The sequence below is a fragment of the Parvimonas micra genome (assembly GCF_037482165.1).
Lineage (GTDB): Bacteria > Bacillota > Clostridia > Tissierellales > Peptoniphilaceae > Parvimonas.
Map to the genome: position 1 here is coordinate 1,462,230 of NZ_CP148048.1, position 24,990 is coordinate 1,487,219.

Genomic DNA, 24,990 nt, shown 5'->3' on the forward strand with positions numbered 1-24,990 from the left:
AGGAAATCTTTTTTTGTGCAAGTAAAAAGGAGGAATTGAATGACTGAAAAGGAAAAAACAGATACCAAAGAAATAAAGCCAAAGGAACAACCACAAAAAAAGCCTGACGGCATACTAACAAAAAAGATAAATGGAAAGACCTTTGTAACCGAGATAAATTTTGATAAAAAAAGCAAGAATACTTTTCAAGATAAGCTGTTTAAGGTAATAAACTCTAAGAGAAATAGTAGTGAGTGAGGAAATCCGATAGTAGAAAAAACGCATTAAAAATGTTATAATATTCTCCAGTATAGGCAACAAATTTAAGGAGGAAAGATTATGGATTATAAGGAAATAAAGCTTAATGTTTCAAACAATAAAATTAAAGAATATAAGCAATTTGAGGGCTTAAAATTATATTCTGATATTTTTAAATCTGAAGATGAAAAGGTATTGATTAACAAAAGAATATATGTTACAAAAAAACAGAATTATGTTTATTACGAAAGAACAGATGTAAATTGGAATTATTGGTCAAGCGAAAGAAATTATAATTCAACATTTAATCCGGAGAATGATAGTAAACACAACATTATATTTGAAGTTTCATCAGAATTAAGTGATTTTATTAAATATTTGGGAGAAGAAATAATTCGGAAGATTGAATTGAAACAGCACAATGGAGAAATTGTTGAGATATTAGATATTTGATTGTGTTATGAAGAATGAAGCATTGACTGAAAATATAATATCTACTCAAGCACGTAAAATTCCTATTTTTAGTAATATCAATTAAATAAAAAATAGTATAAAAACAGTAAATCAAAAAAGGTTTACTGTTTTTTCTTTGCTAAAAAATAAAAAGAGAGGAAAAGACAAAATGAAAAACATAGAAGAAAAAATTTTAATGGCAGAAGAAAAAATCAAGCAGTTACAAAACAAAAGAAAAAAGCTCATCAGCAAGCAGAAGCAGGAAGAAAGAAAAAAAAGTGATAGAAGGATATATGAAAAAGGAGCAGTCTTTGAAAGTATCTTTACTGAAAGTAAGAACTTAGAAATGGCAATTACAAAACAAGAAAAATCAATACAACAGATTGTAATGAGCAAGGTAAAGCAGAAGAGTGGAGAAAAGCATGGGCAAACATTACAAACAAATATCTTGAGGAAAACAGCATACAGGAAAAAGTGGATCACCGTTCTTATCAAAGACAAGAAATAGAACAAATACCGACCATTCATTTAGGTGTATCAGCAACCCAAATGGAGAAGAAAGGCATAGCCACAGACAGAGGAAATATCAACAGAGAAATCAAACATCAAAATGCGATTTTAAAAGAAATCTCAAGAAGAATAAAAGCATTACTAAATTGGATAAGAGGAATAGGCAAAGAAGAAAAAACAGAAAACGAAAATATAAAATTCACCCTTCCACCCAAAGAAAATCTGTTATCCATCTTTGAAAATCTTATCCATAAAAATGCAGATAAGAATAATGCAGATTTAGAGAAATATATTGAAAGTTATCAGTTACTCAAAGAGAAAAACATTACAAGTATCAATCAATTAAAAGAAAGCATTACTAATTTACGAGATAAGAATTACAAGACCACAAGAGTCTTAAAAGATACCGAGAAAAAGATTGATGAAAAAATACAACTCATCGACCAGTCAGAAAAATATTTGAAGAATAAAGACACCTACAAAGTCTATGCAAAATTAAAGAACAGTAAACAGGAAGATTTTTATAACGAGCATACGGCGGAGCTTATTTTATTTGAAAGTGCAAAGAAATATTTGAAAGAACATTTAGGAGAAAGTAAGACCTTAGCCATCAGTAAATGGAAATCAGAACTTGCCACTTTGAAGAAAGAGAAAAAGAACCTATACAGTCAAATATTGGAGATACGAGAAGAAGTTGAACAGGCAGAAAAAGTTAAGACCTGTATAGAGCAGTTAGGGGAACAAGAAAAGCAACTATCACAGAGTAAGAGCCAAGATTTAGGACTGTAAGAAAAATTAAAAAAGTGATATAATATTAGTTAGTGTAGACTAACAAATCAAAATATGTAGGAGGTGTTTACATTTGGGAGAAGTGGAACTACAAGAAAAAATAAAACCTGTTTTAAATGGTTCTGCGGAAACGATGCTTCAGAGTTTTTATGCAAGAGCACAATATTCCAAGAACAAAAGGCATAAATTTTATGACGCTAAAGCGGTGGAATTGGTTGAAAAAATTGATTACGATTTTACTGCTGCCACAAATGATTCTCTTATGGGCTATGGCGTGATTGCAAGAACGCTTGTCTTTGATGAACTGGTAAAAGCGTTTATTGATGAAAATCCAACATGTACAGTCGTAAATATTGCTTGTGGACTTGACACGAGATTTTATCGAATGGATAACGGACAAATCACATGGTACAATGTGGATCTGCCTGAAACCATTGAAGTAAGAAATCAGATTTTTGCAGAATCCGGCAGAGTTTCAAACATCGGTATTTCAGCAACAGATTCGGCGTGGGCAAAAGAAATAAAAGCAGATGGGAACATTCTGTTTATCATTGAGGGCTTGTCAATGTATTTGACAAGGGAAGACAATGCCCAAATGCTCCGAATTATTAGAGAGAATTTTGACAATGCTTATGTTCTTATGGAGTGCCTGTCAAAAAGGTGGGTGGCGAAAGAAAATGTTGAAAAGTCCATACAAAAAACCGGAGCAAAATTCATATTTGGAGCGGATTCCTTTGATGATATTAAGGATATTGCAAGAGGTTTCCGTAGTGTAAAGGATGACGATATTACAAGGGGGATGTCTGCTTTATTTCCAGTGCTTAAGCTTATTAACTGGTTGCCGGTTGCTCACAAACTATCACAGAAAATCTTGATATTTGAGAAGGTGTGATGTTACCGTCTTGATTGTCATCATGTTCTTCTAATTGTGTTTGTGATTTGAAAACATATACTCCACTTTCAAATTCACTTCTAGCAAGTGAAAGCATTCTATTATTTTCAACTACTTCTTTAACAATAAATTTTTTAAAGTCTTCTTCTGCAAATGTTAATATAAATTTAAGAGCAACATTATGCATTGTATATCCTAACCCAACTGTTGCAGCACCTTCAACAAATGCTTGACTAATAAAAGCTTGTGCCTCTGGTCCTGCACATTCTCCGCCCTATTCAGCAGGAACTAAAACTTTAAAAAATCCTTCTTCTTTGATTTTGTCAAATATTTCTTTTGGAAACTTTCCTTTTTCATCAATTTCTTCGGCTACTGGTTTTATATATTTATCTGAAAACTCTTTTGCCCATTTATAGTAATCTCTCATCTCTACCTCCTAAAATATGATTATTAAGATTATACACTTGGAAATCAATTATAACATTAAAATTTTCTATGATAGTTTTTAATCATTAATAAAATTTATGGAACTAATTACCAAAAAAGAGCTTAGTTTTTTCTAAGCTCTTTTTCACTACATTATTCTTCATCTTTATCCCAGTCAAAAGTTCTTTTAACAGCCTTTTTCCAACCTTTAAGTTTTTTGCTTCTATTTTCTTCACTTAAAACAGGATAAAATGTCTTGTCTTTTTTCCAAATATTCTTTATTTCATCTGTACTTTTCCAAAATCCAACAGCAAGTCCTGCAAGAAATGCACAGCCCATAGCTGTCGTTTCTAAGATTTCAGGTCTTATTACTTCTGTATTTAACATATCAGATTGAAATTGCAATAAGAATCCGTTAGCACTTGCTCCACCATCAACTTTTAAATTTTGAATTTTTATATTTGTATCTTCTTCAATACAATTAAATACATCTACACATTGATAAGCTATTGATTCGAGCATTGCACGAATGATATGTTCTCTTTTAGTTCCTCTAGTAAGTCCGAATATAGCTCCTTTAGCATTCATATCCCAATAAGGTGCTCCAAGCCCTGTAAATGCAGGAACAATATAGACACCGTCAGTATCATCTACCAAATTTGCATATTGTTCAGATAAGCTTGCTTCATAAAGCAGTCTTAGTTCATCTCTAAGCCATTGTATTCCAGCTCCTGCAATAAAGATACTTCCTTCTAATGCATATGTAACTTCACCATTTAATCCCCAAGCTATTGTAGTAAGGAGTCCGTTTTTAGATTTTAATACTTCTTTTCCTATATTCATCAAAAGAAAAGCTCCTGTTCCATAAGTTATTTTAGCCTCAGCTTTTTCAAAGCAATTTTGTCCAAAAAGAGCAGATTGTTGATCTCCAATTACAGAAGCTATAGGAATTTTAGCTCCACCAAATGTGTATTCATCAGTATAACCATAAATTTCACTTGAATCTCTAACTTCGGGTAGCATAGATTTTGGAATATTTAAAATTTTTAAAATGTCTTCGTCCCATTGTAAAGTATTTATATTAAATAACATTGTCCTCGAAGCATTTGAATAGTCAGTTATGTGAACTTTTCCTCTTGTTAAGTTCCAAACTATCCAAGTATCTACAGTTCCGAATAATAACTCACCATTTTCAGCCTTTTCTCTTGCTCCCTCAACATTATCTAATATCCATTTTATTTTTGTGGCGGAAAAATAAGCATCAAGTTTTAGTCCGGTTTTTTCAAAAATCAGACTCTCATAACCATCTTTTCTTATTTGTTCGCAAATTTCTGCAGTTCTTCTACATTGCCATACAATTGCATTATATATTGGTTTTCCTGTAGATTTTTCCCAGATAATTGTAGTTTCCCTTTGGTTTGTAATTCCAATGGCTTTAACTTCATTAGGTCTTACAAAATTCTTTTCTAAAACTTCTCTGCAAACTCCAGATTGAGTCGCCCAAATATCCATTGCATCATGTTCAACCCATCCTGCTTTTGGAAAAATTTGTCTAAATTCCTTTTGTGATATACCCTTTATATTTCCACTATGATCAAATAAAATAGCTCTTGAGCTCGTCGTTCCTTGATCTAACGCCAAAATATATCCGTCCATAAAAACCTCCTAAGCTCTTATATCCATACTTAATATCCATTTTTTATTCATATTTGAAAGTATTAATTTCAATATGACAAGCAATAATAGTATAGTAATCAATACAATATTTGTGCAATAATCATAAATTACAGGATAAATCAATCTATATATATAAGTTATAAGTATAAGAACTATTGAGTATGCATATTTATAGAAAGCTTTATTTATACCTTTTCCTTTTTTCATAGAGATCTTTTTGTAAATCAAATCTAAAAATGTAGCAAATTCTACAACAAAAGTAATTGCTAAATAAACAACAAGTAGATATAGAATTGTATCTAAGTATATGCTGTCAGTTAACAAACCTGCATAAAAAATCTCATATACAACAAATAGTATAAAAAACACAAGTCCATAAACTATACAACTCATTGTTTTAATCTTAGCTATTTTTTTTCTACTAAATCCATTTATAAAAAGTTGATTGAATATATTTTTTTTCGAGAAAACAAAAGTCAAAAAGCTTGCCGTTAATATTGACATAAACACTTCAGCATTTAAATATATATCAATACTTAAAATTTTTGCAAAAGCTAAAAATACGAGTTCACATATAACAGAAAATACTATTCCAATTAAAAAAGTGTCGAATAATAATTTTAAGGTAAATAATAGTCCCTTTCTCAATTTAATGACCTCCTTCAGATGCAGTAATTGCTTCATAAAGTTCCTTCAAAGATACAGTTCTACTTCCATGTTCTTTAATTTCGTCTTCATCTTTTGCTAAAATATAGACATTTTTTAACTTAGAAAAGTTTTTTACATCTCTAACCGCCAAAATATTTTTCTCCTTAGCAATATCATCTATAAATTCAATAGAAACAGAAATAGAATAAACCATTTTTTCAAGCTTTTCTCTACTTTCAAAAAGCACTACTTTTTTATCTTTAATAATAATTATATAGTCAAGATAATCAAAAAAGTAATTTACATTTTTACTGTGGATAATCGGTGTATAACCCATTCTTTTGTAATTGCCCATTAAAATATCACTTAATTTTCTAATGTCTAAACTTGAAAGTCCAATTTCCGGCTTATTAAAAAGAAGATACTTTTTTTTCATACATATTGTAACAATAGTCTTAAAGATTGTACAGTTTTGAACATTCTCTTCAACTTTAAACTTCTTATCAAGATCGAGCTTAAAAGATTCACAAAGTTCTAGTGCATAAGCTACATCAAAATCCGAATTAAAATCTGAAATAGTCTTTAGAATTTGTCTTAGAGTATATCCACTATAAAATTCCATTTTTGGACACATATAAATCAAATCTCTAGCATTTTCAGGTTCTTTTTCGTCAATTAAAACAGTACCATCATCTTTGAAAGTATAATTACATAAAATATTAAAAATTGTAGTTCCACCAGAATTGATTCTTCCCAAAACGCCGTAAGTCTTTCCCTCTTCAATTTCCAAATTAAAATCATCAATTGCTACAAATTTTCCATAATTTTTCTTTAAATTCTTAATTTCAATCATTTATATTTCCTCTATAATATCTAAAATAATACTCTTAACAACTTTTGCTGACTCTAAAACAAAGGTTTCAAAATCACAATCCGCCTCTTCATTTGCATTGTCGGATATTGAACGTAGAGCCAAATACCTAACATTATTCAAATGACAAGTATGCACAATGGAGCAACTTTCCATTTCACAACAAAGAGAGTTAAAATTTGCTTTTATTCTGTCTTTAATTTCTTTTTTAGCTACAAAAATATCTCCTGTCGCTATAATTCCTTTAAAAATTCTATCTTCAGGTAAAACTTTTTTCGCCTTTTCATAAGAAATATCCACTAATTTTTTATCAGCAATAAATTTAACATCACGAAGCGCAGGAATTTGTCCCATCACATAGCCTGCTTCTGTGCAGTCAAAATCGTGATAAAAATATTCTGTGCCTATAACCAGGTCGCCTATTTTTACATCATTGTCAGTTGAACCAGCGACTCCTATATTTATAATAATCTCAGGAGAAAAGTTGTCTATCATACTTTGAGTATAAATTGCAGAATTTACTTTTCCAACTCCACAAATCCCAAGTACAACTTCCTTATTAGAAATATTTGCTAGATAAAAGGTAAAACAGCCTCTCCTTACTTTTTTTGTTTCAATTTTATCTATAATTTCCATTAGCTCTTCATCAAGAGCACTTATAATCCCTATCATACAACCACCCCTTATATTTTTATATTATAATTATCTTTTTATTTTATATATATATTAATTGTATCATACTTTTAGGGATTTAAAAAATTTTTTTGAAACTTTTTATTTTTTTAAATTTTATTTAAGGTTTCTATGGCAAAATATATATATCCTATCCAAAAGAAATAAATATTTTTTAAGATTAGATTTACTTTTAAGCAAATCTAATTCATCATAATCTCCTAATAATCCCCAAAAACAAAATGGAGAATATGAACTTAGGCTAAAAGCCTATTTAGCCATAGCCCTTTTTGATAATTTTTTTAGGCTAAGGCATTTAAATTACAAGTAATCTAATTGATTAAAATTAAGTTTACAATTTTAAGTAAATTTAATTTTAATCAAACTTTACTTTTTAAAATGAAAATAGCATAATTTTCTTTTTAATAAATTTTCCTTAAGAATTATGATGTATCAAATTTATCTTTTTTAATTTAAAGATATTCATTTGAATTGCATCATAATTCTTTTTTTATGGAAATTTAATGGTATTTATATTTAAAACTTTTTTAAAAAACTTAAGACTTTCTTCTACGACGATTTACATCGGACGTAATTTCAAGAGCCTTATTGTTTCGCAATAAAAAAGAAACCACAAAAGTGGTCTCTTTATTTTTCTTTTAATTTCTATTTAATAGGTTCTTTTGCTGTTACTTCAATATCAGAATTGGTAAAGTCTGTACCAGGAGTTATATCATATTTCTTAACTCTGTTATTTACAGCAGTTATGTTCTTTCTAAATAGTGTAGGAATAACTGGTGCATTTTCAAACATATAGTTTGCAAATTCTTTGTATGCTTTAGCTCTGTAATCTTTATCGACAGCTTCATAAGAGTTAATCTTATTTAAAATTGCATCTAATTCAGGAGTTGCATATCTACAGAAGTTGAATTTTGCATTTCTTGAATAGAATCCTGATGGGTTAGGATTTGATCCAGTTCCCCAACCACCCATGTAAACATCAATTTCAGGGTCATCAGCATCTAATTTATCATAGAATGAGTTAAATTCTATAAGTCTTCCGTTAGTCAATTCAACATCTAAGCCAATTTGTTTCCATTGTTGGATATAGTAGTTAGCTATAGGTTCAGCTGTAGCCCCACCTGACATTGATGCGAATTTAATCTTTAATGGTTTACCATTTTTATCTTCTCTTATTCCGTCACCATTAGTATCTTTGTATCCTGCTTCATCAAGAAGTTTCTTAGCTTTTTCTAAATCGTAAGTATAACCTTTTAATGAATCATCATAGTATTCTTTGAATGCTGGAATCATAAGTTGAGTAGCATTTCTTCTTAGACCTTGGTAGAATTTTTCACCAACAGCATTGTTATCAAGTGCATAACCCATTGCTTGACGTAATTTTACATCTGCCATTTTAGCATTAGGATCAGTTACAACTTCTCCTTTTTCTTTATCCCATTTACCAAGTTTAAATCCTAAATAAGTATATCCTAAATCGTCTTGAACACCAATCTTAACATTCTTTAATTCTTTAACTTTTGAATAAAGGTCTGAGTTTAATCCAACTGTTAAGTCATATTCACCAGATTGTAAAGCTGCAACGATTTGTGCTGATGGAACAATTTTCCATATAACTTTTTTAATCTTTGGTTGACCCTTATAGTAATAAGGGTTAGCTTCGAAAACAACTTGTTGTCCTGGAACTATTTCTTTAATATAGTATGGTCCAGGTGATAATGGATTCTTTCTAGTAATGTCATGAGATTCTTGATCCTTAATAGGAATATCTTTTAACTTATGACTTGGAACTGGTTCAAAAGGAATTCCACCGCCCCAAAGGATACTTGGAGTAAATTTCTTGAATGTTAATTCAAATTTCTTATCGCTAATAGTTTTGAAGCCAGAGATTTCTTTACTTTCACCTTTATTATATTCTTCTATACCTTCTAAGTTTCTCATATCTGCGTCAAAACGAACGCCTGTATAGTCTTTATGAGCTATAATTTTATAATATTCTAAGAAGTCTGCGGAAGTAACAGGAGTTCCGTCATTCCATGTATATTTTTCATTTATTGTTATAATTGCTTTTCTTTCTTCAGGTTTGAATTCAACGTCAGCACCGCCACCGTTTTTTAATCTGTAGTTTTCATCAATTTTGAATGTACCGCCTGCACAGTAGTTCAAAATTTCCAAATCTGGGTTACCACTTGCAAAAGCTTGGTGGAAAATACCAGTAAATGGTGAGTCACTAATATGTGCAACCTTAAGAGTTGCATCTTCTACTGGAGTTCCTTCATTTTCGATAACCATATTGTCTTGAACCCCTACTTGCTTGTCTTCGTTTTTCTTTTCACTCTTACCGCCACACGCGGAGAATAAAAAAGATGTTGCTAAACATAGAGCAACGATTTTTGATAATTTTTTCATATCTAAATCCCCCTTTATGTATTTACACGACCTATCCATCGTGTAGTAAACGATTAATTACTTTACTAATCGCACACTTCGTTGTGTTAGATAAAAATACAAGTTTAAGAAGGGCTTTGCCCTTCTTTTCTTTGTTTTTCTACTTAACTTTATCATATTATACTATATAAAAAAACTTTTTGCAATAGTTTTTTAGCATAAATTGTAGTTTTTTTAAATTTTTAGTTTAATTATTGAACAAATTAGAGTAAATATCTAATAAAAATAGATTTTTTATAAATTTTATTTTTAAATTTTTTGTTGTAAAAACGTATTCTTCGACTTTAAAATTTTATCCCGTTAACATCACAAATAATATTGCTCGTATCAATTTGCTCAAAAAATAAAATATAATTTTTTATAGAATTTTTCGTATAAATTTTATATTATTAAACTGATCTTTCACAAAAAAAGTGCCAATGATTTCTCATTGACACTTTATACAAGTATTTAAATATTATTTTATAGGTTCAGGTGCTGTTAATTCAACATCAGAAATACTAAAAGTAGTACCCGGAGTTGTATCCCATTTTTTAACTCTGTTATTTACAGCAACTATAGATTTTCTAAATAGAGTAGGAACAACTGGTATATTTTCAAACATATAGTTTGCAAATTCTTTGTATGCTTTTGCTCTGTATTCTTTATCAACTGCTTCATAAGAGTTAATCTTATCAAATATTGCATCTAATTCAGGTGTTGCAAATCTTGAGAAGTTATATTGAGCTTTTCTTCCGTAAAGACCTGTAGGGTTAGGATTTGATCCAGTTCCCCAAGCAGCTTGATAAATATCAATTTCAGGATCATCGGCTTGAACTTTTTCATAGAATGAGTTAAATTCTATAAGTCTTCCGTTAGTCAATTCAACATCTAAGCCAATTTGTTTCCATTGTTGGATATAGTAGTTAGCTATAGGTTCAGCTGTAGCCCCACCTGACATTGATGCGAATTTAATCTTTAATGGTTTACCATTTTTATCTTCTCTTATTCCGTCACCATTAGTATCTTTGTATCCTGCTTCATCAAGAAGTTTCTTAGCTTTTTCTAAATCGTAAGTATAACCTTTTAATGAATCATCATAATATTCTTTAAATGCAGGAATCATAAGTTGAGTTGCATTTCTTCTTAGACCTTGATAGAATTTTTCACCAACTGCATCATTGTCAATTGCATAAGCCATAGCTTGACGTAATTTTACATCTGCCATCTTAGCATTAGGATCTGTTACAACTTCCTTCTTTTCATTATCCCATTTACCAAGTTTAAATCCAATGTAAGTATAAGATAAGTCATCTTGTACACCAATTTGAACATTCTTTAATGCACTTACTTTACTATAAAGGTCAGCATTTAAACTAACAGTTAAATCATATTCACCTGATTGTAGCGCAGCAACGATTTGAGCTGATGGAACAATTTTCCATATAACTTTTTTAACCTTTGGTTGACCCTTGTAGTAATAAGGGTTAGCTTCGAAAACAACTTGTTGTCCTGGAACTATTTCTTTAATATAGTATGGTCCAGGTGATAATGGATTCTTTCTAGTGATATCATGAGCTTCTTGTTCCTTAACAGGAATGTCTTTTAACTTATGGCTTGGAACTGGTTCAAAAGGAATTCCACCACCCCAAAGTATACCAGGATTGAATTTCTTAAAGTGAATTTCAAATTTCTTATCACTCAAAGTTTTAAAACCTGAAATTTCCTTACTTTCACCTTTATTATATTCTTCTATACCAACTACATTTCTCATATCATCATCAAAACGAACACCTGTATAGTCTTTATGAGCTATGATTTTATAGTATTCTAAGAAGTCTGCGGAAGTAACAGGAGTACCATCATTCCAAGTATATTTTTCATGTATTGTTATAATAACTTTCTTTTCTTCTGGTTTAAATTCAATATCTGCACCGCCACCATTTACTAATCTGTAGTTTTCATCAGATTTAAATGTACCATTAGTGGAGTAAGCCATAATTTCTTGATCCGGATTACCACTTGCAAAAGCTTGATGGAAAATTCCAGTAAATGGAGAATCACTTACATAAGCAATTTTAAGTGTTGCATTCTCAACTGGTGTTCCTTCATTTTCAATGACTAACTTATCTTGAACACCAACATCTTTTGTTTTGTCTTTATTGCCAGTCTTACCACCACATGCAGATAATAAAAATGTGGTTGCTAAACATAGGGCAACAATTTTGGATAATTTTTTCATACTAAAATCCCCCTTTATGTATTTTTTAGACATATATGTCTTAAATTTAGCGAATATTTTGTTAATGATTCTTCGCTAACCTTGTTATACAAAAGATTATAATTAAGATTACTATCTTAAAATCTTTTTATATCTCTATATAACTTTATCATATTATACTATATTTAAAATATTTTTACAATACTTTTTTAAAAAAGTTTGTATATTTTTCTTATTTTTATTTTATTAACTAAATATAATGTAGCAAAACTGTTATGAAGTTCACTTACAAAGTCTATTAAAAAATGCAGATTAATTTAATAATCTGCATTTTTTGTGAAACTACAATGCTTCCAGATACCTACCGTTGCGAATCATCATGGAAAGATTGAGTTCTTTTCTATTTAATTTCTTTTAAGTCCGATATTTTATCTAATTTACCTTTAATTAAAGAGTTATCCAGTGAAGTTCTAAATATTTTTTCACTTTCAATATTTATTACTTTTCTTGTAGTTTTTTCATTTTGCTTTGATTCATTTATTACAAAACTTTTTTCTTCTCCATTAATCTTATATTTAACTACAATTTCTCCAGATTTTGGCATTCCTTCAAGAATAACTTTTTTTGCACCAGTAATATTTAAATCTGTCGTCAATGAATTTATATCTACTTCGACAAAGTCTTTGACATTTTGTGTATCTATATTGACTATTGGCAAATCATCATACTCCACATCGTAAGAATTCTTATATCCTGATATAAGTAATTTTTCAATATTTGTAGTAGTATAATTCAATGTTTTTAAGTTCATCTTTGGAATTTCAATTTTTTCGTCATTTACGTCTTTAATAGTGAATTCATTAAATTGATTAAGCATGTTCTTAATAGGACTTCCAGAAAATAAATTTTTATCATAGGCACTGTAAGTTAACTCTTTTTTTAATAATTCATTATTTTCACTTCCATTTACTGTTCCCATAATTTCAATAGGATTTTTGACCTCAATAACTATTTTAGTTTTATCTTCTTTCTTAGAAGGGCTTATAAGGGAATACGAAAGTTTATTATACATTACTGAATTATCAATAAATTTACTTACATAATCAAATCTTGAACTTTTATCGTCATCTATTCTTTTCGTTATGACATCAATTTTATTATTATTTTTTTCATCAAAGTTTGCTTCATTATCAAAATATTTATCTTTATAGGTTACTGTTATACGATTGTATTCATCTTGACTTTTCTTTATTTCAACATTATAACCCTCATATTTGCTTAAATCTATATATTTTATTTCTTTTTCAGTTTTTAAGATTTCTTTTGAAATGTAAGTTAATTTTTTCTCAATTTCTTCATCCGCTCTTCTTTGAACTTCACAAAGCATTTTGTAAGAGCCTGTAAAACCAACGGCAATTAAACAAAAAGAAACTAGAGCCAATACTTTTATTTTAAAATATTTACCTTTCATATTCGTCCTCCTTTGTTTTTTGTCCATAAACTCTTGAGTACATAAATTTTATTTTAATCCAGTCATTATATTTTAAAACTAATCTATATATAGCTAGAGAATAATATTTTATCAAGATACTCATAGCTATGAAAAGTCCTATCGCAAGCATTATCGGAAATACTATCCAAAAGATGTTGAGTGAAAGTGCTGATAATGCAGAAAGAGTGTATGGAGTTAAGAAAATTGCAAGTCCTACTCCAAACAAAGTTATCCCTACAAAGAAAAACCATATTCCACCTAGAATTATTAGGACTATTGCAAAGAGTAGTGAAATTATTATAAGGAAAAACATTCCTTTTGATAAGATGAAAATCAAAACAAGGTTTAGAATAGCCATAATTAAAGCTAAACTAAATCCCATATCCAAAATGTTACTACTTCCTGCAAAAGCTAAGGCAAAGTAGAATAGCATAATTAAAATATTTACTAATGTTAGAAACTTCCCTGCCTTCGTTTGAATACCTTTATTTGTTCTAACCAAGAATGACATTGAGATGATATATATTCCTAGCATTTCTGTAAGAGCAACTAAAAATCTAAATCCTAGAACTAGCTCTATTACTGAAAAAATAGCTAGGAACATAAATGCAAAAATTCCATATTTTTCTACGAATTTATCACATTTATTCTCCATTATTTCGATTTCTCCTCTTGAGCTCTTTTCTGAAAGACCTTTTTCAAACCAATTATCGAATTTTCTAGTTAAGTTTGTAAAAAATCCTTCTTTTTTTGAAATATTTCTATCTTCAGCTCTAAGTTCTTGAACTATTATTTTAGGAGAGCCAAGCTCCAAAATTATCTCTTGCTCATTTTTTCCATCTAATTTAGCATTTAAAAAATACTCTTCATAGTCTCTTAAAATATCTAAACTTTCCTCTTCTGAGTAATATTGCAAAAGATAATCCTTTAATACATCTAAGTAATCAGCCTTATTCATCTTTTTCACCTCTTTTCAAAATACTGTCCATACCAGTTTTTAGTTTTTCCCATGATTCTACTTGATTTTTATAATGTTCCATTCCAGAAACAGTAATTCTATAGTATTTTCGCGCAGGGCCTTCGTTTGACTCAACTATATAAGTTTCAAAAAAACCCTCTTTACTTAGTCGCCTGAGAATTGGATATATGGTGCCCTCGCTTACTTCAATGGATTTTGAAATGTTTTGAACAATTTCATATCCATACATATCTTTATCCATTAGAAAGCTTAAAACACAGAGATCCAACAGACCCTTTTTAAATTGAGTATCCATTTTTACCTCCTTTATTGGTTATTTATTCTATATCGGAATTTATTCGTTTTACTATCTTATATATATCATATCACACTATTATATATTACACAATACCTTTTAATACCTTTTTACTAATTTTTTTTAGTTTTTTCTTTATTTACTTTAACTCTTTGTTGATTTTATTTAAAATAAATGTTAGAATTAAATCGTTGCTAAATTATTCTATAAAAGGATATAGTTTAACGTTTTTTCTTAAACAACATTTTTTATATTTTATAATTATTTCTTTTTAACTTAATTTAAGGTTATTGTAATAAAATGGGTATGTTGTTATAAGATGTAAAGTTTATAAATATGTATAAGTCTGTCAAAATGGACAATTTACATTTTAATAAATCTTTGATTAATATATAATAATCAAGTATAATGGGAGGTGTTATAGTGAAACTTTTTTTCGAATATCCAAATTGCACAACTTGTAAAAGAGCAAAAAAATTCTTAAAGGAAAATGGAATTGATTTTAAGGAAATAAGCCTTAAAGAAGAAACTCCTACTAAGGCTCAAATAAAGGCTGTTCAAGGTAGTATGGGATTAAAGAGACTTTTCAATACGAGTGGTAAAACTTATAGAGATTTAAAATTAAAAGAAAATTTTGATGATCTTTCAGTTGATGAAGCCATTAAATTATTGGTAAAAGATGGTTCTCTTATTAAAAGACCTGTTTTAATTGATGAAGAAAATAAAATTTTCCTTATCGGTTTTAAAGAAAACGACTGGAATGTTTTACTTAAAAAATAATATATAAAGGAGAAAATTATGGATCAACAATATTCTTTAGTTGAAATTTATCCTTCTTATGAAAGTGCTGAATTTCAAAACGATTTCAAAAAAATTGATACTTTGCTTACTGATTTAGGGAAACTTAATTTAGAAGACAATTTAGAAAGTGTTAAGGCAGTTATTAACATACTTGAAGAAGTTAATACTACAATTTACAGAGTTTTTTCATTTATCGAGCTTAACCAAGCTATAAATACAACTGATGAAAAGACAACTTACTACAGCAATAATTTGAATGCAAAACTTTCAAATTATGCAAAAACTTTTACAAAAGTTGATAAATTCTTAGGTTCTATCACTGTTGATATTACTAAAGATGAATATTTAAAGAACTATGAATTCTTCTTTAAGAATAAAAAAGATGCTTTAAAACATGTTTTGCCTGAAGATATTGAAGAAGTTATCGCAAAAATGAAACTTTCAAGCTCAAACGCTTGGGAATTTATGTTTAATTTCTTGACTTCAAAGGCATCTATAGAGTTTAGAGGCGAAGAAAAAACTTTAAGTGAAATTAGAAACTTAGCTTATTCTCCAGATGCAAATACAAGAAAAGAAGCTTTTTACAGTGAATTGAAACTTTACGACAGCATAAAAGATTCAATCGCATTTTCTTTAAATAATATTAAACAAGAAGTTAATACAACTTCAAAGATGAGAGGTTTTGAAACTGCTCTTGATGAGTCTTTAGAAAATGCAAGATTGAAGAGAGAAACTTTGACTGCACTTTGGTCAAGTATTGACGACTACCTACCACATTTTAGAAGATATTTTAAGCATAAAGCTAAGCTTCTAGGATATGAAGGTGGTTTAAAATTCTACGACTTATTTGCAAGTATTGGAGAGAGTGATAGAACTTTCACAGTTGAAGAAGCTCAAGAATTTTTATTGAAACATTTTGCAACTTTTTCAGATGATATGGTAAAAATGGTTAAAGAGGCATTTGATAAAAATTATATTGACTACTTCCCTAAAAAAGGAAAAGTTGGTGGAGCTTTCTGTAGCAATCTTCCATTTATTAAACAATCAAGAGTTATGATGAACTTTGACGGAAGCCTTTCTTCTGTTTTAACTCTTGCTCATGAATTAGGACATGCATATCATGGACTTCATGTTGAAAATCATCTACCTTTAAATTGGGATTATCCAATGCCAGTTGCTGAAACAGCTTCAATTTTCAATGAAAATTTAATTATGTCTGCAGCATTAAATGAAGCATCAGATAAAGATAAAATTACTTTGATGGAATCTCAAATCTCTGACTGTGCTCAAATCACTGTTGATATCTATTCAAGATTTTTATTTGAAAAAGAAGTTTTTGAAAGAAAACTTGATCACTTTATGATGAGTGAAGAATTAGAAGAAATTATGAGAAATGCTCAAGAAAAAACTTATGGAGATGGATTAGATCCAGAAACTTACCATCCATTTATGTGGGCTTGTAAACCACATTACTATTCAGCAGGTTTCTCATTCTATAACTACCCTTACTCATTTGGCGGACTTTTCTCAAGAGGCCTTTATGCAATTTACAAAGAAAATCCTAATGGCTTTGTAGAAAAATATCAAGAACTTTTAGAAGCAACTACAATCAATACTTGTGAAGATGTTGCTAAAGTTATGAATATTGATTTAACTAAGAAAGATTTCTGGTTAAAATCTCTTGAAAGCATAAAAGAAGAAATTGATGAATTTATAGAATTGACAAATAAATAGTTAAAATATTAATGGCGATTTTTAATCGCCTTTTTTTTGCCTAAAATTAGTTGGGTTTATTTAAACTACTCTCAATTTAAAGCATTGACTTTAGATTATTGCTATGTTATGATATTCATAGTTACCAAAACGCTTAATTACTGATGTTTTGGTAAATTTTCTAAACTATATGAACGGCGGTGCTTTATGAAATTTAAGAAATTATTTATTTGTATATTAGCCTTTTCTTTACTTTTGACTTCTTGTACAAGTAAATCAAAGAATAATTCAAATTCCAAAAACACTAAAGAAACGAAAAAAGAGAGTATTGAGAATGCAAGTTTCGATGAAGAGATAAAAAAGGTTGAAATTCCAAAGAATGCAACCGAATTTAAATTTTTAAATTATAATGCAGAGAATAATAAACTCTATTTTAGATATACGAGTAATGGTAATATAGTCTATGCTTCTAAAAATATAAAAGATGATATTACAGATATAATTTATGAAATTAAAGGAAATGAAAAGACAAATATGTATGCCATTGCAAGAGATGGTGTTATTGATGAAACACTATTTATAGTTAAGGTCAATGACAAAAATGTTGCAAAAGGTGAAAATAAATTTTCTAATGTATATGAGTATAATTATATTGTTATCGATAAAAATAAAAATGTGCAAAAATACTTTAATGAAGATAAAGCTGAGATATCTGGCGATTATCAAGTATATAACAAAATGCCAACAGTTACGATTGATGGACGTAATTTGACTTTAACTTGCGAAAATACCATTGATAATAATATTATAAAGTCATATATTCTTCAATTTAATATTGACGGTGCAAGTTTGAGATTACTTGAAGAAAAAGAGTTAAAGACAGAAAATAAGAAACTAAATGGAAGTTATATTAAGTTTGCTGGTGGTCTTGGAAATGAAATATATTACCAAGTGTTGAATTATCAAAATGACGATAAGATGGAAGAAGGTTCTTCAGATATTTATAAGCGTACTTCCCCTAGTGAGTTTAAAAAAGTTTTAGAATTAGATAAAATAAAGAGTCCTCAAAACGCTAAAAATGGAAAAACTTTATTCGTTTCAGGAGATGACAAGCTATTATTTACAAGTGGCTATGTGCTTGATGATTCAAAATACAATACAGGCAAAGTATTCAATCTATCAAATATGCAAAGTACAGATATTCCTGATGTAACAAATGGAATGGACATTGTAGATGCTTATAAAATCAACGATTTATATTTGCTAGATAATACTTATACTGCCTACGTTTACAATAGTGACGGGAAATTATTACTTAAAAAGACATATAGAGATAAAGAAAAGTCTATTTCAAAAATAGAAGTTACAAATAACTGTATTTCCTACTTAGTTAAAGAAAATGAGGATTCAAAAGAAGCAGAACTTCATATTCTTAAACTTAAAACAAAATAAGACCCCCACCCTTCCACGATGCTTTGCATCGGGTGGGTACCCGGGAACCTTGTTGTTCCACAATAACAACCCCACACTTCCTCGATACTTTGCATCGGGTGGGTACCCGGGAACCTTGTTGTTCCACAATAAAAAAATAAAGGACATTCGTTTGAATGTCCTTTTAATATATTAGTTTTTCTTTGCAATACCTGGTGTAGTCATTGAGAATACATCTAAGATATTATCAATTTCTTCTTCAGTCATAATTTTTTCTGAAATTAAAACTGCTTTTACAGGTAAATTTTGTTCAATAGCCTTATGAATTACTTCAACTGATTTTTCATATCCAATATGTGGAGCAAAAGCTGTTACAATTCCATAGCTATTGTGAACCATATTTTTAGTTCTTTCTGCATTTGCAGTAATTCCTAAAATACAGTTATGAACAAATGTACTTGCTGCTCTACCAATTGTTTCAACTGATTCAAATAAGTTATAGAAAATAACTGGTTCAAAAGCATTAAGTTCAAGTTGTCCTGCTTCTGCAGCCATTGTAACTGCAAAGTCATTTCCTGCACAGTTGAAGGCAACTTGAGAAACAACTTCAGGAATTACAGGATTTACTTTTCCTGGCATAATTGAACTTCCAGCTTGTCTTGCAGGTAAATTAATTTCTGCAAAACCACAAGTTGGTCCTGAAGACATAAGTCTTAAGTCATTAGCTATTTTAGACATACTGATTGCACAGCTCTTTACAAGACCTGAAACATGAACAAAAACATCAATGTTTTGTGTTCCGTCAATTAAGTCTTCTGCTTGAACTAATTCCATATCTGTAACTTGAGCAAGATTTTTTACAATCTTATCCATATAACTTACATCAGCATTAAGTCCTGTTCCAATTGCAGTTGCACCCATGTTTACTGTTTTTAAAACTGTACATGCTGTTTTAAATAATTTAATATTTCTAGAAATTCCTGTTGCATAAGCTCTGAATTCTTGTCCAAGTCTAATAGGAATAGCATCTTGCATTTGAGTTCTTCCCATTTTAATAACATCATCAAATTCTTCAGCTTTTACAAGTAAAGCACTTTCTAATTCTTTTAAACTTTCAATTGTTTCGCCTAAAAGTCTGATAAGAGCAATTTTACCACTTGTTGGATAAACGTCATTTGTAGATTGTCCCATATTTACATCATCATTAGGATGAATTATTGAATAATCTCCAAGTTTTCCACCTAAATGTTCAATAGCGATATTTGCAATTACTTCATTTGCATTCATATTATGGCTTGTTCCTGCGCCCCCTTGAATTGGGTCAACAATAAATTGATCTAAATATCTTCCCCAGATAATTTCATCACAAGCATAAACTATTGCATCCTTTTTCTTTTCACTTAAAACTCCCGCTTCAAAGTTTGTAATAGCACAAGCTTTTTTGATTTCAGCAACTGATTTAATCATTTCAGGATTTGTTTTTCTTCTTGTAATCTTGAAATTTTCTGTTGCTCTTTGAGTGTGAATTCCATAATAAGCATTTTCTGGAATTAAGCTTTCTCCAATACAATCGTGTTCAACTCTGTATCCTTGTTTTGCTTCCATAGTATCTTCTTACTCTCCTTTATATAAATTATATTTTAAACCATTTTTTTAGGGTCAACAATTTCATCGAATTCTGACTCTGTTAAATAACCGAAATGTAAAACTGCTTTTTTTAATGTTGTATTTTCCTTAAAAGCATATTTTGCACATTGACTAGCCTTATCATATCCAATATATGGATTAAGTGAAGTTACTAGCATTAAAGATTCATTCAAATATTTATTTACAACTTCTTTATTTACTTTTATTCCTCTTACACAGTTCTTAACAAAAGATTCCATTGCATCTGAAAGTAAATTTACAGATTCAACAAAACTGTGAATAATAATAGGCATATATACATTAAGCTCAAAATTTCCTTGAGATGCACAAAAACTTATTGTAGTATCATTTCCTAAAACTCTTGCGCAAACCATTGTCAAGGCTTCTATTTGAGTAGGATTTACCTTACCAGGCATAATTGAACTTCCAGGTTCATTTGCAGGAATTTCAATTTCTGAAAAACCGCAACGTGGTCCACAAGCTAAAAATCTTATATCATTTCCAATCTTGATTAAATCCATCGCAAGTGCTTTGATAGCTCCATGAGAAACTACAACAGCATCTTTCATTGTCAATGAATGGAAGAAATTTTCAGCAGGTTTGAAGTCCTTGCCTGTAATTTTTGAAACATATTTTGCAACAATGTTTTTAAAGTTTTCTTTGGTATTAATTCCTGTACCAACCGCAGTTGCTCCAAGTGAAATTTCTAAAAGACCTTTTCTAGTAAATTCAATATATTCAAGACATTTTTCAATAGAATTTCTATAACCACTAAACTCTTGAGAAATCTTAATAGGTACAGCATCTTGTAGATGAGTTCTACCAATTTTGATAATATTGCTATTTGCATCTTCAAAAGCTTTGAAAGCTGAAATCAAAGTTTTCATTGACGGAATAAGCTTTCTGTCAATAACATCTAAACAAGCAATATGTAAAGCTGTTGGAAAAGTATCGTTTGAACTTTGAGATTTGTTTACATCATCATTTGGGTGAATTAAAGTTTTACCCACCTTTTGATTTGCATAATTTGCAATTACTTCGTTCAAATTCATATTAGTTTGAGTACCGCTTCCTGTTTGAAAAACTACAAGTGGAAAATGTTCATCAAGATTTCCACTATAAATTTCTTGAACAGCATTTTCTATTGCAGAAAATTTTTCCTTGTTTAAATCCCCAAGCTCATAATTAGCCATAGCACAAGCATACTTAACAGTAGCCATCGCTCTTATAACTTCGGTTGGCATTTTGTAATTTCCAATTTTGAAATTTTCAAAACTTCTCTGTGTAGTAGCTCCCCAAAGCTTATCACTTTCTACCTTTATTTCTCCAATAGAGTCTTTGTAAATCTTATAACTCATTAGAACCCTCCTATATTTAATCAATTTTTATCTTTTGAAAATAAAGTTAATTTATTTTTATTAAATATTTATTAAAAATGGACAAAAAAAATTAATCCTTTTAATTAAAATTAGTTTTTTAAAAATATATAATTTTAAAACCTATTTCATCATACTTCTCCCTAAACTTTCTATCCTAACTGAAAAGTATGATATATCATAATCTTCTTTTTGATTATTTTTTTTGAAGATTATGATGAAATTAATATGTCTTTACGCCTTGTGGTAAAGACAATTATACCATAATTCCCTTTTGATTATTTTTTTATGGTAATTATGGTGAAATTAATAGTCTTTACAAAAAGTTTTCTTCACTATTATATTAATTATATCATAATCTTCTTTTTAATTATTTTTTAATGAAGATTATGATGAAATTAATATAGTTTTACCATCAGGCGTAAAACTATATTAATTATAACACAAAAAAAACAAAATGTTTAACATTTTGTTCATTTTTTGTTAGTTATTTATTAAATAACAATTTATTGTTATAGTTTACAACTGCTTCATATTCATATACTCAAATTAATTTACAATTATTGATACTTATTTATTTCAGAAATACTATTGCTTGTAGAAAAGCAAAACTATGAGATTTTCACAGACGATTGTACTCAAATCAAAGATTTGAACAATCTTTGCGTCAGACCTACTTTTGTTTACAAGTAAACAAAGTTAGGGCTAGATTCATTTCGCTTCGCTACAGTCGAAATGACGCATAAGAGAAATTCCTTAGTTTAAGGGCTAGACGTTAATAGTAAATTAACTTCAAAAATTATTTATGATTTATAAATATTCTATATTTTAAAAAACTTTTATTATAATTAATAAGCAGTCTTATAACCAAAATTGAATACAAGACAAAAGCAATTATAAAACGAATTTATAATTGCTTTTAATATTCTAAAATTTCCATTGCCTTTAAATATTTATTTCTTCTATTAATATCTTTTTCTGTTATAGTTTTTAATCTTTTTAAGTTTGAATTATGCCTTAAATCTGACAATTTTACAGCCAAAGCTATTTTATTGGTCTTTACTCTATTTATATAGTCAAAATACTCCTCGTCAGCATTATGTGTTAAAAGTAAAATGGCTTCCATTTGCTCTTTATCTAAAAATTTAAAATCCTCTATACTATACAATTCACTATCTTCAAGTACATCATGTAATAAAGCTACAGTTTTTGCTCTAACTCCATTAACTCCCAATGCAACATTTATCGGATGAAAAATATAACATCTACCCGCTTTATCTTTCTGTCTGATATGTGCTCTTAACATAATAACAAATGCTTTAAATAATTTAAACATAATTCCTCCTTTATAAAAAACAATACAATATTTCTATACCCTTTTTAAAGTCATAAGCATAAATATTAAATCTTATTTATTTAAGAAATACTATTAATAATAAATAAAAGAATTAGTCAATCTTTATGACATACCTGCTTTTGACTGTTTAGTTTATTCTATGGTATAATGAATTTATAATTTTTTAGGAGGAAATAATGAAAAAAAATATAACAATTTTATTAGTTGGTTTATCTTTAGTGGTTGTTTTTGGAATCTACTATTATTCAAGTAAAAAAGATTCTTCATCAAAAAAACAAGATACAAAGGTAACAACCGAACAAAATACTCAAAAAAAGAAAGAAACAGAAAAACAGATAGATAATTATAAAAAAGAGAAGGATGAAAAAAGAGAAAAGCAAAAAATAGAAGATGAAAGAATTGAGAAAGAAAATAGAGAGGCTGTAAAAAAAGCAACTGCAAATGGAAATATTCCTCAAGAGTACAAAGAAGCTCTAAAAAAAGCTCAACATTACTCTCATTATATGTATAGATCTAAAAAATGGATATATTATCAACTTAGTTCTACAAATAAAGACGAATTAGTCAATGGAGATGGCTTTAGCAAAGAAGCAGCACAATATGCGGTTGATAATTTAAATGTTGATTTTAAAGAACAAGCTGTAAAAAAAATTGATGGATATAAGAATTTTGATTTGAAGCAGATTAGAGATTTTATGATTGATGTTGAACTATTTAGTGAAGAAGAAACGGAGTACGCAATTAAACATTTAAAAAAATAATTTAGATAAAAAAAAGCAATAGAACTATTACCTTGATAGAGTGAATTATCACTCTATTTTTTATTATAATTTTGTATGCTACTTGTATGCTACTAGTAAGTTTTTATACATTTTTTAGCTTTTTAAAATAATTTAAGCAATAAGAACCCCACCCTTCCACGATGCTTCGCATCGGGTGGGTGCCCGGGAACCTTGTTATTTAACAATAATAAAAAAAGTGTTGGAAAATACGTATTTTCCAACACTCCAAATTTTTTTGTCTTATCTCTTTGAGAATTGTGGGCTTCTTCTTGCCTTTTTAAGACCATATTTCTTTCTTTCTTTCTTACGAGGGTCTCTTGTTAAGAAACCAGCTCTTTTTAATACAGGTCTTAATTCAGCAGAAACTTCCAATAATGCTCTTGCAATACCATGTCTGATTGCTCCAGCTTGTCCTGTAAATCCGCCACCTTTAACATTTACATAAACGTCGAATTTACCAAGACTTTCTGTTATTTCTAAAGGTGCTTTTGCAGTAACCTTTAAAGTATCATAATCAAAATATTCATCTATATCTTTTTTATTAATAACAAATTTTCCATTTCCAGGTGTTAAGAAAACTCTAGCTACTGAAGTTTTTCTTCTTCCTGTTCCTATATATTGAGTTGCCATATATGTTAATCTCCTTTCTATTCCTATTCACTTAATGTTAAAACTTCAGGTTGTTGTGCTTCGTGATTGTGTTCAGGACCTGCATAAACCTTTAATTTCTTGAACATTTGTCTTCCTAAAGTATTCTTTGGAAGCATTCCCTTAACAGCTAATTCAATAACTTTTTCAGGTTTAGTTTGTAACATTTTTTCATAAGAAATAGCTTTTAAACCATTTGAATATCCAGTATAGTATCTATGTTCTTTTTGTTGTAATTTCTTACCAGTTAATTTAACTTTTTCAGCATTAACAACAATAACATAATCTCCCATATCGAATGATGGTTGGAATCTAACATTTTTCTTTCCTCTTAAGATTGAAGCAACTTCAGTTGCAAGTCTACCTAAAACAACGTCTTTTGCATCAACTACATACCATTTACGATTTACATCGCAAGGTTTTGCTACGTAACTTTTCATTTCATTCCTCCTTAATTCTTTTTACAATATTGGGTTATTTAGACATCGCTACCCAGCGATTTTGTAGGCGAGGACTTATTAATCGCAACCTCGACTGCTATGCGATCGATATTGTAAAAAGACAAGGCTTTTTAAATATCATGTATCCAAAAGTGATACTTGAACATTATATCATAAATATATAC

24 protein-coding genes and 1 pseudogene are annotated in these 24,990 nt (G+C 29.1%); 9 read left to right on the forward strand and 16 right to left on the reverse strand.

Annotated elements, in window-relative coordinates; translation table 11 throughout:
- The first annotated feature begins 39 nt into the window (after positions 1 to 39).
- The 5 genes and pseudogenes from WFJ11_RS07065 to WFJ11_RS07085 all read left to right on the forward strand — a co-directional run bounded on the left by WFJ11_RS07065 (position 40) and on the right by WFJ11_RS07085 (position 2,881).
- The gene (locus tag WFJ11_RS07065; protein WP_338817333.1) at positions 40 to 237 is read left to right on the forward strand and encodes a hypothetical protein; all 198 of its coding nucleotides are present in this window, start codon (positions 40 to 42) and stop codon (positions 235 to 237) included.
- An 81-nt stretch (positions 238 to 318) separates the two neighbouring features.
- Positions 319 to 690, forward strand: coding sequence for an EXLDI protein (locus WFJ11_RS07070; protein ID WP_003030991.1), 372 nt, complete (start codon positions 319 to 321; stop codon positions 688 to 690).
- A gap of 169 nt (positions 691 to 859) precedes the next feature.
- Positions 860 to 1,198 (forward strand): hypothetical protein, encoded by a 339-nt coding sequence (locus WFJ11_RS07075; protein ID WP_051346961.1) that lies wholly within the window; start codon positions 860 to 862, stop codon positions 1,196 to 1,198.
- Positions 1,096 to 1,989 (forward strand): annotated as a pseudogene (locus WFJ11_RS07080) (MobA/MobL family protein); the annotation flags it as partial. The gene WFJ11_RS07075 and the pseudogene WFJ11_RS07080, both read left to right, overlap by 103 nt.
- A gap of 82 nt (positions 1,990 to 2,071) precedes the next feature.
- Positions 2,072 to 2,881, forward strand: a complete 810-nt coding sequence (locus tag WFJ11_RS07085; RefSeq protein ID WP_235048329.1) for a class I SAM-dependent methyltransferase — start codon at positions 2,072 to 2,074, stop codon at positions 2,879 to 2,881.
- Here the strand turns inward: WFJ11_RS07085 and WFJ11_RS07090 are convergent.
- The 11 genes from WFJ11_RS07090 to WFJ11_RS07140 all read right to left on the reverse strand — a co-directional run bounded on the left by WFJ11_RS07090 (position 2,820) and on the right by WFJ11_RS07140 (position 14,610).
- Entirely contained in the window at positions 2,820 to 3,068 is a 249-nt protein-coding gene (locus tag WFJ11_RS07090) for a hypothetical protein (protein WP_029950529.1), read from the reverse strand. The two genes, WFJ11_RS07085 and WFJ11_RS07090, sit on opposite strands and share 62 nt — an antisense overlap.
- A gap of 87 nt (positions 3,069 to 3,155) precedes the next feature.
- Positions 3,156 to 3,308 (reverse strand): acyl-CoA dehydrogenase family protein, encoded by a 153-nt coding sequence (locus WFJ11_RS07095; protein WP_269721150.1) that lies wholly within the window; start codon positions 3,306 to 3,308, stop codon positions 3,156 to 3,158.
- Positions 3,309 to 3,460: 152 nt separating this feature from the next.
- Positions 3,461 to 4,963: a glycerol kinase GlpK gene (gene glpK, locus WFJ11_RS07100; protein ID WP_338817334.1), complete on the reverse strand. Its 1,503-nt coding sequence runs from the start codon at positions 4,961 to 4,963 to the stop codon at positions 3,461 to 3,463.
- Positions 4,964 to 4,972: 9 nt separating this feature from the next.
- The gene (locus tag WFJ11_RS07105; protein ID WP_313961498.1) at positions 4,973 to 5,632 is read right to left on the reverse strand and encodes a hypothetical protein; all 660 of its coding nucleotides are present in this window, start codon (positions 5,630 to 5,632) and stop codon (positions 4,973 to 4,975) included.
- A gap of 1 nt (position 5,633) precedes the next feature.
- Complete coding sequence (locus WFJ11_RS07110) at positions 5,634 to 6,485, reverse strand: hypothetical protein (protein WP_338817335.1); 852 nt, start codon at positions 6,483 to 6,485, stop codon at positions 5,634 to 5,636.
- Positions 6,486 to 7,175 carry a 5'-methylthioadenosine/adenosylhomocysteine nucleosidase gene (locus tag WFJ11_RS07115; RefSeq protein WP_338817336.1) on the reverse strand — a complete coding sequence of 230 codons (690 nt, stop codon included), beginning with the start codon at positions 7,173 to 7,175 and terminating at the stop codon, positions 6,486 to 6,488. It abuts the gene before it with no gap.
- Between the two features lie 666 nt (positions 7,176 to 7,841).
- Positions 7,842 to 9,605 (reverse strand): oligopeptide ABC transporter substrate-binding protein, encoded by a 1,764-nt coding sequence (locus WFJ11_RS07120; RefSeq protein WP_338817337.1) that lies wholly within the window; start codon positions 9,603 to 9,605, stop codon positions 7,842 to 7,844.
- A 496-nt stretch (positions 9,606 to 10,101) separates the two neighbouring features.
- The gene (locus WFJ11_RS07125) at positions 10,102 to 11,865 is read right to left on the reverse strand and encodes an oligopeptide ABC transporter substrate-binding protein (RefSeq protein ID WP_338817338.1); all 1,764 of its coding nucleotides are present in this window, start codon (positions 11,863 to 11,865) and stop codon (positions 10,102 to 10,104) included.
- A 379-nt stretch (positions 11,866 to 12,244) separates the two neighbouring features.
- Positions 12,245 to 13,315, reverse strand: coding sequence for a hypothetical protein (locus WFJ11_RS07130; RefSeq protein ID WP_338817339.1), 1,071 nt, complete (start codon positions 13,313 to 13,315; stop codon positions 12,245 to 12,247).
- Positions 13,305 to 14,294 carry a DUF1700 domain-containing protein gene (locus WFJ11_RS07135; protein WP_338817341.1) on the reverse strand — a complete coding sequence of 330 codons (990 nt, stop codon included), beginning with the start codon at positions 14,292 to 14,294 and terminating at the stop codon, positions 13,305 to 13,307. Before WFJ11_RS07135 ends, WFJ11_RS07130 begins: the two co-directional genes overlap by 11 nt.
- Positions 14,287 to 14,610, reverse strand: a complete 324-nt coding sequence (locus WFJ11_RS07140) for a PadR family transcriptional regulator (RefSeq protein WP_293439880.1) — start codon at positions 14,608 to 14,610, stop codon at positions 14,287 to 14,289. The genes WFJ11_RS07135 and WFJ11_RS07140 overlap by 8 nt, the downstream gene beginning before the upstream one ends.
- Positions 14,611 to 15,033: 423 nt before the next feature.
- On the opposite strand from WFJ11_RS07140, the gene WFJ11_RS07145 reads away from it, so the two are divergent.
- The 3 genes from WFJ11_RS07145 to WFJ11_RS07155 all read left to right on the forward strand — a co-directional run bounded on the left by WFJ11_RS07145 (position 15,034) and on the right by WFJ11_RS07155 (position 18,576).
- Positions 15,034 to 15,390, forward strand: a complete 357-nt coding sequence (locus WFJ11_RS07145) for a Spx/MgsR family RNA polymerase-binding regulatory protein (RefSeq protein WP_009354935.1) — start codon at positions 15,034 to 15,036, stop codon at positions 15,388 to 15,390.
- An 18-nt stretch (positions 15,391 to 15,408) separates the two neighbouring features.
- Positions 15,409 to 17,145, forward strand: coding sequence for a M3 family oligoendopeptidase (locus WFJ11_RS07150; protein ID WP_338817342.1), 1,737 nt, complete (start codon positions 15,409 to 15,411; stop codon positions 17,143 to 17,145).
- A 186-nt stretch (positions 17,146 to 17,331) separates the two neighbouring features.
- Positions 17,332 to 18,576, forward strand: coding sequence for a hypothetical protein (locus WFJ11_RS07155; RefSeq protein WP_338817343.1), 1,245 nt, complete (start codon positions 17,332 to 17,334; stop codon positions 18,574 to 18,576).
- Positions 18,577 to 18,747: 171 nt separating this feature from the next.
- Here WFJ11_RS07155 and WFJ11_RS07160 read toward each other — a convergent pair whose 3' ends face one another.
- The 3 genes from WFJ11_RS07160 to WFJ11_RS07170 all read right to left on the reverse strand — a co-directional run bounded on the left by WFJ11_RS07160 (position 18,748) and on the right by WFJ11_RS07170 (position 22,914).
- Positions 18,748 to 20,160, reverse strand: coding sequence for an aspartate ammonia-lyase (locus tag WFJ11_RS07160; RefSeq protein WP_009354392.1), 1,413 nt, complete (start codon positions 20,158 to 20,160; stop codon positions 18,748 to 18,750).
- 35 nt (positions 20,161 to 20,195) lie between these two features.
- Positions 20,196 to 21,560 (reverse strand): class II fumarate hydratase, encoded by a 1,365-nt coding sequence (gene fumC / locus WFJ11_RS07165; RefSeq protein WP_338817344.1) that lies wholly within the window; start codon positions 21,558 to 21,560, stop codon positions 20,196 to 20,198.
- Between the two features lie 937 nt (positions 21,561 to 22,497).
- Positions 22,498 to 22,914 carry a hypothetical protein gene (locus WFJ11_RS07170; protein WP_009354952.1) on the reverse strand — a complete coding sequence of 139 codons (417 nt, stop codon included), beginning with the start codon at positions 22,912 to 22,914 and terminating at the stop codon, positions 22,498 to 22,500.
- Between the two features lie 197 nt (positions 22,915 to 23,111).
- Here WFJ11_RS07170 and WFJ11_RS07175 point away from each other — a divergent pair, with 197 nt between their 5' ends.
- Positions 23,112 to 23,696 carry an Ltp family lipoprotein gene (locus tag WFJ11_RS07175; protein WP_009354437.1) on the forward strand — a complete coding sequence of 195 codons (585 nt, stop codon included), beginning with the start codon at positions 23,112 to 23,114 and terminating at the stop codon, positions 23,694 to 23,696.
- A 261-nt stretch (positions 23,697 to 23,957) separates the two neighbouring features.
- Here WFJ11_RS07175 and rpsI read toward each other — a convergent pair whose 3' ends face one another.
- Together rpsI and rplM are read right to left on the reverse strand one after the other, a co-directional pair.
- Positions 23,958 to 24,347, reverse strand: a complete 390-nt coding sequence (gene rpsI, locus WFJ11_RS07180; RefSeq protein WP_313961509.1) for a 30S ribosomal protein S9 — start codon at positions 24,345 to 24,347, stop codon at positions 23,958 to 23,960.
- Between the two features lie 23 nt (positions 24,348 to 24,370).
- Positions 24,371 to 24,805, reverse strand: a complete 435-nt coding sequence (rplM, locus tag WFJ11_RS07185; RefSeq protein WP_009354317.1) for a 50S ribosomal protein L13 — start codon at positions 24,803 to 24,805, stop codon at positions 24,371 to 24,373.
- Between the last annotated feature and the right edge of the window lie 185 nt (positions 24,806 to 24,990).